The organism is Bradyrhizobium barranii subsp. apii (assembly GCF_011516635.5).
GTDB lineage: Bacteria > Pseudomonadota > Alphaproteobacteria > Rhizobiales > Xanthobacteraceae > Bradyrhizobium > Bradyrhizobium barranii.
The window spans coordinates 7847240-7859836 of the sequence record NZ_CP096255.1 but is presented as its reverse complement, the minus strand read 5'-3'; the positions used below and the strand labels follow the sequence as shown (position 1 = coordinate 7859836).

The window sequence follows — 12597 nt, the reverse complement described above, 5'->3', positions numbered from 1 at the left end:
CCAGACCGGCGAGGCGACGAGAGCGCCAGGCCCCGAAACGGGTCATTAACCATAATTGTTTTAACTCCATTAACGATGGTTCCCGCCCGCTGGCGGAGGTCGTCGTGGAAGTCTTTGATTTCGTTGGAGTTCTTACATCGTGGGGGCGCCTCCAGGCACGAGCCGGAGCAAACGCGGGCATTTCCTGCGTGCGGCTTTGCCGTGCCTGGCGACCGCCCTCGGAAGCGCGCCGGCGGCCGCCCAGAGCCTCACGCCCGACCTGTTCAATCCCAATCGCGGCGGCTTTGCCGCGCCCGACACGCTGCCGACGCGCCGCACGGCGGGCGTGCCGCAGGCGCCGTTGGATGCGCTCCCGGCGCTGCCCGATCCCAATGCCGATCCGCGCAAGCGCCAGCAGGCGCCGGCGACCTCGCGCGTCGGCCAGGTGCCGACCTACGGCCTGCCGGCCGCCAACGGCGCCAGCGGCTCCGGCTACGACTCGCTCAACCGCAAGCGGCAGCAGCCAAAGCTCTATCCCGGGCAGCCGAAGCCGAAGCGCCCGGTCGGACCCGGCTCGCCGGTGCCGCCAGCAACGCCGGACAGGACGCTCGGGCCGCCGCGCATCGCACCGCCGCCGTCCGAGACTGCGCACAAGGTGCCGGTGCCGCCGGCGATGGCCGGCAACGTGCCGGGCCAGCCGCTGCGCCGTCGCCTTAAGGTCGATGACGACGCGTTCGGCGCGGTCGGCGACTATGCCGGCAGCTTCCTGATCAAGGGCGGGCTCGAGCTCTCCGCCGGCTACGACACCAATCCGGCGCGCCTGAACAAGCCGGTCGGCTCGCCGGCCTATGTCGTCGCGCCCGATCTTCTCGTGATGTCCGACTGGGAGCGCCACGCGCTGGTCGCCGATCTGCGCGGCTCGTTCTCCGGCTACACCAACAACATGCCGGCGACGATCGACGGCTTTGCCTCGCCGTCGCCGGTCGAGATCGACCGCCCCGATTTCACCGGCCATGTCGACGGCCGCCTCGACGTCGACCGCGATTTCAAGCTGACCTCGCAGCTCCGCCTGCGGGTCGCCACCGACAATCCCGGCAGCCCGAACGTGCAGGCTGGCCTGCAGAAATATCCGATCTACGCCAGCTATGGCGGCACCTTCGGCTTCGACCAGACCTTCAATCGCTTCCAGGTGGCCGCCGGCGCCACCGTCGATCGCACCGCCTACACCGATTCCAAGCTGACCGACGGCTCGACCTTCAGCAACAACGACCGCGACTTCAACCAGTATGGCGGCATCGGTCGTTTCTCCTACGACCTCAAGCCGGGGCTGAAGCCGTTCGTCGAGATCGAAGGCGACAGTCGCGTGCACGACCAGCCCGCCGACCGCAACGGCTATTTCCGCGATTCATCGGGTGGCTACGCCAAGGTCGGCTCGAGCTTCGAGTTCTCGCGCATCCTGATCGGTGAGATCTCGGTCGGCTATACCGCGCGCAACTATGTCGACCCGCGCCTCAGCCAGCTCGCGGGCTTCCTCACCGCGGGCTCGCTGATCTGGAATGCGAGCGGCCTGACCACGGTGAAATTCGCCACCGACACGCAGATCGCGGAGTCCACGGTCCCCGGCTCCTCCGGCGTGCTGGTGCACACCTACGGGATCGAGGTCGATCACGACTTCCGCCGCTGGCTCACCGCCGTCGGCAAGTTCACCTACGGCACCTACGACTACCAGAACCAGAATCGCAACGACAAAACCTACTCGCTCGAAGGCAATCTGATCTACAAGCTCAACCGCAACATCTGGATCAAGGGCACGCTGCGCCACGACATCCTGAACTCGAACCAGCCGGGCTCGAGCTCGCAGGGGACGGTGATGTTGGTGGGGGTGAGGTTGCAGAACTAGAGGCGGTGAGCACGTGGATTGACGCGCCATCTTGCCGCTTGCTCAACAGTCATGCCCCGGCTTGACCGGGGCATCCAGTACGCCGCGGCCTCTCAGTAGGCGACAGCTGTCTCGGAATACTGGATCGCCCGCTTTCGCGGGCGATGACACCTTTCGTAAATCCGGCCGCGGAGCGCGCCGCGGTTACCGCGGCAGATCCGTCTTCCCCATCAGGAACGTGTCGATCGACCGCGCACACAGCCGGCCCTCGCGGATCGCCCACACCACCAGCGACTGGCCGCGGCGCATGTCGCCGGCGGTGAACACGTTCGGGCGCGAGGTCTGGTAGTCGAGCGTGTTGGCCTTGACGTTGCCGCGCGGGTCGAGATCGACCGAGAGCAGCTTGAGCAGGCCCTCGTGCACGGGATGCACGAAACCCATCGCGAGCAGGATGAGCTCGGCATCGAGCTCGAACTCGGTGCCGGCAATCGGCTTGAACTTGTCGTCGACGCGCACGCAGTGCAGCTTCTTGACTTGGCCGTTCTCGCCGGAAAACTTCTGCGTCAGCACGGCGTATTCGCGGATCGCGCCTTCGGCCTGGCTCGACGAGGTGCGCATCTTCAAGGGCCAGTTCGGCCAGGTCAGGCCCTTGTTCTCGCGCTCGGGCGGGGCGGGCATGATCTCGAGCTGGGTGACCGAGAGCGCACCCTGGCGCAGCGAGGTGCCGATGCAGTCAGAGCCGGTGTCGCCGCCGCCGATGACGACGACATGCTTGCCGCCGGCCAGGATCTCCTGGACGCCGCCGAGCGGCTCCTCGGAGACGCGGCGGTTCTGCTGCGGCAGGAAGTCCATGGCGTAGTGGATGCCTTGGAGGTCGCGGCCGGGGATCGGCAGGTCGCGCGGGGCTTCTGCGCCGCCGGTCAGCGCGACGGCATCGTAATCGTTGAGCATCTCGCGCGGGTCGACATTGCCGTCAGCGCCGACATGGCTGTTGTAGTGGAAGGTGACGCCTTCGCCTTCCATCTGCTTGACGCGGCGGTCGATGACGCCCTTCTCCATCTTGAAGTCGGGGATGCCGTAGCGCAGCAGGCCGCCGGCCTTGGCGAACTTCTCGAACAGATGCACGTCGTGGCCGGCGCGCGCGAGCTGCTGCGCGCAGGCCATCCCGGCCGGACCCGAGCCGATCACCGCGACCTTCTTGCCGGTCTGGACGGCCGCCACTTCCGGCTTCAGCCAGCCATTGTCCCAGGCGCGGTCGACGATCGCGCATTCGATGGTCTTGATGGTGACGGGGTTGTCGTCGATGTTGAGCGTGCAGGACGCTTCGCACGGCGCCGGGCAGATGCGCCCGGTGAACTCCGGGAAATTGTTGGTCGAGTGCAGGTTGCGCGAGGCCTCTTCCCAATTGCCCTGATAGACGAGGTCGTTGAAGTCGGGGATCTGGTTGTTGACCGGGCAGCCGGGCGTGCCGGGCGCCACCGAGCCCGTGCCGTGGCAATAGGGGATGCCGCAATTCATGCAGCGCGCGGCCTGGTCGCGCGTTTCCTTCTCGGTCAAGGGAACGACAAACTCGTTGTAATGCTTCACGCGCTCGGCGACCGGGGTGTACTTGCGGTCATGCCGTTCGATTTCGAGAAAACCCGTGATCTTGCCCATTAAACCCGAAGTCCCTGCCGCTTAAATTCGTCTTCTCTCTAGCCGGACCCTCATCCTGAGGAGCGGCGCACTGGCGCCGCGTCGCGAAGGATGAAAGGCCCCGCTGGTGACCTCATGGTTCGAGACGCAGCTATCGCGCTCCTCACCATGAGGGCTTATCGCTCTACGCGCCGATCGCGATTTTCGGCTCGGCGTCCGCGTTGGCGGCCATTTCGCGCAGCGCGCGCCGGTATTCGACCGGCATCACCTTGCGGAATTTGGGCAGCCAGTCCTTCCAGTTGGCAAGGATGTCGGCGGCGCGCTTGGAGCCGGTCGCTTTGGCATGGCGCGAGATCAGGACGTGCAGGCGCTCGACGTCGGAGTCGAGCAGGTTCTTGAACACGTCGACCCGGCCGTGCGCCTCGAGGTCACCCGAGTGGTTATAGGTGCCGGCGTTGATCAGCTCTTCCGACAGCACCGGCTCGAGCTCGACCATCGACATGTTGCAAAGCTTGTCGAAGTCGCCGGTCTCGTCGAGCACATAGGCGATGCCGCCGGACATGCCGGCCGCGAAGTTGCGCCCGGTCTTGCCGAGCACGACCACGATGCCGCCGGTCATGTATTCACAGCAATGATCGCCGGCGCCTTCGACGACCGCCACCGCACCCGAGTTGCGCACGGCGAAACGCTCGCCGGCGACGCCGCGGAAGTAGCACTCGCCCTGGATGGCGCCATACATCACCGTGTTGCCGACGATGATGCTCTCTTCCGGCACGATGCCGCTGTTGGCGGGGGGCTTGACGATGATCTTGCCGCCCGAGAGGCCCTTGCCGACATAGTCGTTGGCTTCGCCTTCGAGCTCGAAGGTGACGCCTTGCGCCAGCCACGCGCCGAACGCCTGGCCGGCGGTGCCCTTGAGGCCGACATGGATCGTGTCGTGCGGCAGGCCGGCATGACCGTAGATCTTGGCGACCGCGCCCGACAGCATCGCACCCGCGGAGCGGTTGGTGCTGTTGATCCTGGCCTCGATCTTCACCGGCGCGCCGCGGTCGAGCGCAGGCGTCGCCTTCTCGATCAGCGTGCGGTCGAGCACCGCTTCCAAATGATGGTTCTGGCGCTCGGAGTGATAGATCTTCTGGCCCTTCTCTTCCTTCTGCTTGACGAACAGCTTCGAGAAATCGAGGCCCTTGGCCTTCCAGTGCGCGACCAGCCTGGTCTGGTCGAGCAGCTGAACCTGGCCGATCATCTCGTTGAAGGTGCGGAAGCCGAGCGATGCCATGATCTCGCGGACTTCCTCGGCGACGAAGAAGAAGTAGTTGATCACGTGCTCGGGCTGGCCGGTGAAGCGCTTGCGCAGGACGGGGTCCTGGGTCGCGACGCCGACCGGGCAGGTGTTGAGGTGGCACTTGCGCATCATGATGCAGCCGGCCGCGATCAGCGGCGCGGTGGCGAAGCCGAACTCGTCGGCCCCTAACAGCGCGCCGATGACGACGTCACGGCCGGTGCGGAAGCCGCCGTCGACCTGGACCACGATGCGGCTGCGCAGCCGCTCGCGCACCAAGGTCTGGTGGGTTTCGGCAAGGCCGATCTCCCACGGCGAGCCGGCATGCTTGATCGAGGTCAGCGGCGAAGCGCCGGTGCCGCCCTCGAAGCCCGCGATGGTGACATGGTCGGCGCGTGCCTTGGCAACGCCGGCGGCGACCGTGCCGACGCCGATCTCGGAGACCAGTTTGACCGAGACGTCGCCCGTCGGGTTGACGTTCTTGAGGTCGTAGATGAGCTGCGCCAGATCCTCGATCGAGTAGATGTCGTGATGCGGCGGCGGCGAAATCAGGCCGACGCCCGGCGTCGAGTGACGGACCTTGGCGATGGTCGCGTCGACCTTGTGGCCGGGCAGCTGGCCGCCTTCGCCGGGCTTGGCACCCTGCGCCATCTTGATCTGCATCATGTCGGAGTTGACGAGATACTCCGTGGTGACGCCGAAGCGGCCCGAGGCGACCTGCTTGATCGCCGAACGCATGGAATCGCCGTTCGGCATCGGCTTGAAGCGGTCGGCTTCCTCGCCGCCTTCGCCGGTGTTCGACTTGCCGCCGATCCGGTTCATGGCGATCGCGAGCGTGGTGTGCGCCTCGCGCGAGATCGAGCCGAAGCTCATCGCACCGGTGGCGAAGCGCTTGACGATGTCCTTGGCCGGCTCGACCTGGTCGATCGGGATCGGCTTGCGCTTCTCCTCGTCCGCGTTCTTGATCCGGAACAGGCCGCGCAGCGTCAACAGCCGCTCCGACTGCTCGTTCAGGATCTTGGCGAAGGCGCGGTAGCGTTCCAGCGAATTGCCGCGGGCGGCGTGCTGGAGCAGCCCGACCGACTCCGCGGTCCATGCATGGTCCTCGCCGCGGCTGCGATAGGCATATTCGCCGCCGACATCGAGCGCGGTCTTGTAGACCTGCGCCTCGCCGAACGCGTCGGCATGACGGCGCACCGCTTCTTCCGCGATCTCGGCAAGGCCGACGCCCTCGACACGAGTGTGGGTGCCGGCGAAGAACTTGCCGACGAAGTCCGCCTTGAGGCCGACGGCGTCGAAGATCTGCGCGCCGCAATAGGATTGGTAGGTCGAGATGCCCATCTTGGACATCACCTTGAGCAGGCCCTTGCCGATCGACTTGATGTAGCGCTTGACGATCTCGTAATCGTCGAGCGAGCCGGGCAGGCGGTCCTTCATCGCGATGATGGTTTCGAACGCCAGATAGGGATTGATCGCTTCGGCGCCGTAGCCGGCCAGGCAGGCGAAGTGATGCACTTCGCGCGGCTCGCCGGATTCGACGACGAGGCCGACCGAGGTACGCAGTCCGACGCGGATCAGATGATGATGCACGGCGGCGCAGGCCAGCAGTGCCGGGATCGGCACCCGGTCGCTGCCGACCATGCGGTCGGACAGGATGATGATGTTGACGCCCTCGCGGACGGCGGCTTCCGCACGCGCGCAAAGCTCGTCGAGCACCTGGTCCATGCCGGCGGCACCGAGACCGGCGTGGAAGGTGGTGTCGAGCGTGCGCGACTTGAAGTGCGACTCGGCCACATCGGAGATCGAGCGGATCTTTTCGAGATCCGCATCGGTCAGGATCGGCTGGCGCGCTTCGAGGCGCTTGGTGGTGGCGAGGCCTTGCAGGTCGAACAGGTTGGGCCGCGGTCCGATGATGGAGACGAGGCTCATCACCAGCTCCTCGCGGATCGGGTCGATCGGTGGGTTGGTGACCTGCGCGAAGTTCTGCTTGAAATAGGTGAACAGCGGCTTGGCCTTGTCCGACAGCGCCGAGATCGGCGTGTCGTTGCCCATCGAGCCCGCGGCTTCCTCGCCGGTGGAGGCCATCGGCGTCATCAGGATGGAGATGTCTTCCTGGCTGTAGCCGAACGCCTGCTGGCGATCGAGCAGCGACAGGTTGGAGCGCACGCCGGTGGTCGGCACCTTCGGCAGCTCTTCCAGCACGATCTGGGTCCGCTCCAGCCACTCCTTGTAGGGATGGCTCCGGGCGAGCTCGGCCTTGATCTCGTCGTCCGGGATCAGGCGGCCCTGCTCGAGGTCGACCAGCAGCATCTTGCCGGGCTGCAGCCGCCACTTGGTGATGATCTGGTCCTCGGGGATCGTCAGCACGCCCATCTCGGACGCCATCACGATGCGGTCGTCTTTGGTCACGAGATAGCGCGCCGGCCGCAATCCGTTGCGGTCGAGCGTGGCGCCGATCTGGCGGCCGTCGGTGAAGGCGATCGCGGCGGGGCCGTCCCACGGCTCCATCAGCGCGGCATGATATTCGTAGAAGGCGCGGCGCTTCTCATCCATCAGGGGATTGCCGGCCCACGCCTCCGGAATCATCATCATGACGGCGTGCGGCAGCGAGTAGCCGCCCTGCACCAGGAATTCGAGCGCGTTGTCGAAGCAGGCGGTGTCCGACTGTCCTTCGTAGGAGATCGGCCAGAGCCGGTTGATGTCCTTGCCGTAGAGCTCGGAGCTCACGGAAGCCTGGCGCGCCGCCATCCAGTTGGTGTTGCCGCGTAGCGTGTTGATCTCGCCGTTATGCGCGATCATGCGGTAGGGATGCGCCAGCGACCAGGCCGGGAAAGTGTTGGTCGAGAAGCGCTGATGCACCAGCGCCAGCGCGCTCTCGAAGTCCGTCTCATGTAGGTCGGGATAGTACTTGCCGAGCTGGTCGGCGAGGAACATGCCCTTGTAGATCACGGTGCGGCACGACATCGAGCAGGGGTAATAGCCCGCAAGGCCGCGATCGCGGCGCTGGTAGATCGCCTGCGAGATCGACTTGCGCAGGATGTAGAGCCGGCGCTCGAAATCGTCCTCGGTCTTTGCGGTGCCGTTGCGGCCGATGAACACCTGCATGCAGGCGGGCTCGGTCGGCTTCACGGTGACGCCGAGCGAGGAATTGTCGGTCGGCACGTCGCGCCAGCCGAGCAGGGTCAGGCCCTCTTCCTTGATCTGGTCGGCGATGATGCTCTTGATGACGTTGCGCCAGGCGGTGTCGCGCGGCATGAACAGCGCGCCGATGGCGTATTCGCCCGGAGCCGGCAACGTGAAGCCGAGCTCCTTGGCCTTGCGGCTGAAGAAGGCGTGCGGGATCTGCACCAGGATGCCGGCGCCGTCACCGGCGCGCGGGTCGGCGCCGACGGCGCCGCGATGCTCGAGGTTGCAGAGGATGCTGAGCGCGTCCGCGACGATCTCGTGGGACTTCTTGCCCTTGATGTTGGCGATGAAGCCGACGCCGCAGGAATCCTTCTCCAGGCTCGGATCGTACAGACCTACAGCCGGCGGGCGCGAATTGTGTTCCTGAATCGGATCAGTCGTTTTCGAGGCGACCGTCGCCGACAGTTCTTCTGCCACGATGTTTGCGCGCTCGAATTGCGACCCGTTCATTGTTCCAATCCTCTCCATGCGGCAAGCTGCCTCACCGCTATCTTCGGCGCACCTTGGGCGTTCCGCGGCACCCGCCTCTGGGTCACCGCTCGTCCGCTGCGAGCCGCATTTTCTTAAATTCAGGCCTAGGCGTTCTTCGTCCCCGAGAACGGCTTTGCCTGTTGCCTTCCTGGCGCTCGAAAGCACCGACTTTCGTTGCAATCCGTATGCCGGAACTGCAAGCAAAATTGAGACAGTCTTCCTGTCCTAACCATCACCTTGCCAAATTTTTGTCTATCACACAAGCGCGCGGAAGTCCCGATTCCCAGAGTGTCAATCAGCGCTTTCCGCATGGCACGCGGCCCCGGTTTTGAAGCAAACGCGCCCTGATCCGGCCCTGCCGACGCCGAAATCCCGAATGAAGCTTCGGATCAGCCCTTCGAAAGGCGCGCCACGCCGCAAGAAGCGAAAGAGCGCGAGACATTCGGGGGCCTGACAGGAGCGTGTCGACCATGAAGTTTTTCACAGGATGTGTGGCCGCTGCCACGCTGGCGCTGGTGGCAACGGCCGCCGAGGCACAAGTTCCGGCCAACGGCGCTGCGCGGGGCGCCTATATCGTGGTCTCGGATTTCGACGGACCCTATGGGCCGCCGGAAGCCGCGCCGCCACCGCCGCCGCGTTACGGTTACGGCTATGGCTACGAGGAGCGCGGTCCGGCACCGGCGCTGCTGCCGCCGACCGAGGTCTACGCCGTGCTGCGCGACAACGGCTTCTCGCCGCTTGGCATCCCGCGCCTGCGCGGCGGCGTCTACACCATCGCGGCGATCGACCGCCGCGGCGACGACGGCCGGCTGGTGATCGATGCCCGCGACGGGCGAATTTTGCGCTTCAAGCCGGCCGCCGACGCCTTCGGCATGGCGCCCAGCGATGAGGTGCCGACGGTTGCACCTTACCGTCCGCAAAGCGCGCTGCCGCCGCCGACCATGGTCCGCAGCGGTCCGCCGCGTCCGCTGGCCTCGATCCCGCATGTCGCCAGCCGCAACGTGCCGCTGCCGAAGGCTGCCCCGCGCCGCGGCGAGGCGCCTGTCGCCGCCGCCAAGCCGGCCGCGCCAGCTGCGCAGCAGGCAGAAGCGCCGCAGGCGCAGCCTGCACAACAGACCGCTGCGGTGCAGGCGAAGCCCGCCGAGGCCGCACCGCAAACCGCCGCGCCAACCGTCGGTCAGGCCAAGCTGGCTCCGACGATCATGCCGACGCAGGAGATGCCGGCGGCGCAGGGGCTGGACTAGCGCGTTGCTGATTTGACGCGACGGTGCGGGTTACAGATTCGGTGTCGTCCCTGCGAACGCAGGGACCCATACCGCGTGATCTATCGACGGGGATGAGGTGCGAGTCCCGAACGACGAGTCTTCGCCAAACCTCTCCCTGGGGTTATGGGTCCCCTGCGTTCGCAGGGACGACATCGGGGAGAGGCCTGAGCAAAACAAAAGCGCCCGAGATTCTCGGGCGCTTTTTCATTGCGGCGATCGCGCGCTCAGCTGCGCGGATACCCCGCGGCTTCCAGGATCAGATTCGCCACCTCCTTCGGATGCGACACCAGCGAGAGGTGGCCGGCATCGAGCTCGATCGTCGTTGCGTTCATGCGCTTGGCGAGGAAGCGTTCGAAATCCGGATTGATGGTGCCGTCGTTCTTCGACACCGCGTACCAGCTCGGCTTGGTGTGCCATGCAGCTTCCGTGGTGCGGCCGGCGAAGATCGAGGCGGCCGTCGGCCATTGCACGGCGTAGAGCTCCCTGGCCTGCTCCGGCTTCACGCCATTGGCAAAATACTTCAGGAAGGCGTCTTCCGAGAGCTTTGTATAGCCGTCGCGTTCGACGATGCCGGCGCGGGCCGGGCCTGCCGGAAACTGCTTCGACAGCGCGACGAAGTCTTCGTTCGCATCTGGCGCGCGTGCGGCGACGTAGACGAGGCCGGTGACCTTCGGGTCGTTGCCGACCTGGCTGATGACAGTGCCGCCCCAGGAATGCGCGACCAGCACCGTCGGACCATCCTGTTCGGCCAGCGCGCGTTTGGTCGCCTCGACGGAGTCCGCAAGCGACGACAGCGGATTTTGCACGGCAGTGACGTGCAGGCCCGCGGCCTGGAGGATCGGGATCTCCTCCGACCAGCTCGATCCGTCGGCCCAGGCGCCGTGCACCAGCACGACGTTCTTCGCCTTCACCGTCTGCGGCGTCTGCGCGTGAGCAAGGCCGATGGGGGCCGCCAGCAGGCTCGCTGCGACGAAAAGGCTGCGCCAAAGTGACATGATCGTGCTCCGTAGTGTTTTTGCTGCGATGCCCAAAGGACGGAGCGCGTGGTCGCGGCGTTACGTGTCCTCACCGTTCTGTGATGCAATGCAAAACGAAAAAACGCCCCGGGGCACCGGGGCGTTTTCGCAACTTGGCGGTTGTCGACGTGCTTAGGCGGCGACCGAGCTCTCGATCACCTGCGCCTTCGGCGCGGCCGCGTTGATGGCGATCTGGCGCGGCTTCTTGGCTTCGGGAATCTCGCGCACGAGGTCGACGTGAAGCAGCCCGTTCTCGAGCGAGGCGTCCTTCACCTGCACGAAGTCGGCAAGCTGGAAGGCGCGCTCGAAGGCACGCGCGGCGATGCCGCGGTACAGCACTTCGGATTTTGAGTTCTCGTTGGCGACTTTCTCGCCCTTGATCGTCAGCGTGTTTTCCTTCGCGACGAGGGAGAGCTCGTCCTTGGCGAAGCCGGACACCGCAACCGTGATGCGGTAGGTGTTCTCGCCGGTACGCTCGATGTTGTAGGGGGGATAACCGGGGCTGCCGTCCGAACCAGCTTGGTCGAGCAGGCTGAAGAGGCGGTCGAAGCCGACGGTGGAACGGTAAAACGGAGTCAGGTCGTAGCTACGCATGGTCTAGTCCTCCATTGAGCGACTGTTGATAACCCGCCCGCCAATCGGGCCGGGCTTTAGTCTGTGTGCAGCCTGATGTTCCGGTTCCGAAACACTGGTAGCGGCCTGCACCATGGTGATATGGGTTCAGGGGAACGGCGTTCAAGAGGGCGGCAAGTTGCGCCTTTTCGGCGCTCCAGCCCCTTGATTTGCAGCATTTCTCGCCCAATGACGCTGATCTCGATTCCGTCCAATCCCGTTCCCGAAGACGTCGTCAGCGGCACCATCAAGACGCCCGATGGCGCCGAGCTGCGCTTTGCGCGCTGGGCGCCGCCGGCGAACCGCAAGGGCACGGTCTGCGTCTTCACCGGACGCAGCGAGCAGATCGAGAAATATTTCGAGACCGTGCGCGACCTGCGCGACCGCGGCTTTGCGGTGGCGATGATCGACTGGCGCGGGCAGGGCCACTCCTCGCGCCGCCTGCGCGATCCGCGCAAGGGCTATGTGCGCGACTTCTCCGATTTCGAGATCGACGTCGAGACCTTCGTGCAGCAGGTGGTGCTGCCGGATTGCCCGCCGCCCTTCTTCGCGCTCGCCCATTCCATGGGCGGCACGGTGATGCTGCGGGTGGCGCATGCGGGCAAGCGCTGGTTCGACCGCATGGTGCTGTCGGCGCCGATGATCGACCTGCCCGGCCGCGCCACCTCGTTTCCGGCGCGGGCGCTGCTGAAGACGATGCGCCTGATGGGGATGGGCGGTCGCTATGTCCCCGGCGGCAGCGACCACATCACCGGGCTCAATCCCTTCATCAACAATCCGCTGACCAGCGATCCCGTGCGCTATGCGCGCAATGCCGCGATCCTGGAGGAGGATCCGACGCTCGGGCTCGCGTCACCGACGGTCGCCTGGGCCGATACCGCCTTCCACGCCATGAACACCTTCAAGGGCAAGAACTACCCGTCCCAAATCCGCCAGCCGATCCTGATGCTGGCGGCCTCCAGCGACACCGTGGTCTCGACCGCGGCGATCGAGGAGTTCGCCTATCATTTGCGCGCCGGCTCCCATCTCGTGATTGCCGGCGCCAAGCACGAGATCCTCCAGGAGCAGGACCGCTACCGCTCCCAGTTCTGGGCCGCCTTCGACGCCTTCGTGCCGGGCACGCCGCTGTTCAAGTGAGGTGACGGAAACTTCCTGAGGACGGCTGATCGTTCCACAATCTCCGTCATGCCCGGGCTTGTCCCGGGCATCCACGTTGCTGCGCGATCAAAGAACGTGGATGGCCGGGACAAGCCCGGCCATGACGATGAACCT

General features: G+C 65.7%; 7 protein-coding genes. 3 read left to right on the top strand and 4 right to left on the bottom strand.

The genetic code is table 11. The features are described from left to right. The first annotated feature begins 139 nt into the window (after positions 1–139). Positions 140–1879 carry an outer membrane beta-barrel protein gene (locus tag HAP41_RS37690; protein ID WP_166083069.1) on the top strand — a complete coding sequence of 580 codons (1740 nt, stop codon included), beginning with the start codon at positions 140–142 and terminating at the stop codon, positions 1877–1879. A gap of 183 nt (positions 1880–2062) precedes the next feature. Here HAP41_RS37690 and HAP41_RS37685 read toward each other — a convergent pair whose 3' ends face one another. Next, a complete protein-coding gene (locus HAP41_RS37685) occupies positions 2063–3514 on the bottom strand; it encodes a glutamate synthase subunit beta (RefSeq protein ID WP_071909421.1) in 1452 nt (483 codons plus the stop codon). Positions 3515–3677: 163 nt separating this feature from the next. Further along, positions 3678–8411: a glutamate synthase large subunit gene (gltB, locus tag HAP41_RS37680; protein WP_166083096.1), complete on the bottom strand. Its 4734-nt coding sequence runs from the start codon at positions 8409–8411 to the stop codon at positions 3678–3680. A gap of 491 nt (positions 8412–8902) precedes the next feature. Here gltB and HAP41_RS37675 point away from each other — a divergent pair, with 491 nt between their 5' ends. Next, a complete protein-coding gene (locus HAP41_RS37675) occupies positions 8903–9676 on the top strand; it encodes a hypothetical protein (RefSeq protein ID WP_166083115.1) in 774 nt (257 codons plus the stop codon). 245 nt (positions 9677–9921) lie between these two features. Here the strand turns inward: HAP41_RS37675 and HAP41_RS37670 are convergent, their stop codons facing one another. Beyond that, complete coding sequence (locus HAP41_RS37670) at positions 9922–10692, bottom strand: alpha/beta fold hydrolase (protein ID WP_166083118.1); 771 nt, start codon at positions 10690–10692, stop codon at positions 9922–9924. Positions 10693–10845: 153 nt separating this feature from the next. Further along, positions 10846–11307: an Hsp20 family protein gene (locus HAP41_RS37665; RefSeq protein ID WP_166083131.1), complete on the bottom strand. Its 462-nt coding sequence runs from the start codon at positions 11305–11307 to the stop codon at positions 10846–10848. Between the two features lie 207 nt (positions 11308–11514). On the opposite strand from HAP41_RS37665, the gene HAP41_RS37660 reads away from it, so the two are divergent. Continuing rightward, positions 11515–12462: an alpha/beta fold hydrolase gene (locus HAP41_RS37660; protein ID WP_028148092.1), complete on the top strand. Its 948-nt coding sequence runs from the start codon at positions 11515–11517 to the stop codon at positions 12460–12462. Positions 12463–12597 lie beyond the last annotated feature (135 nt).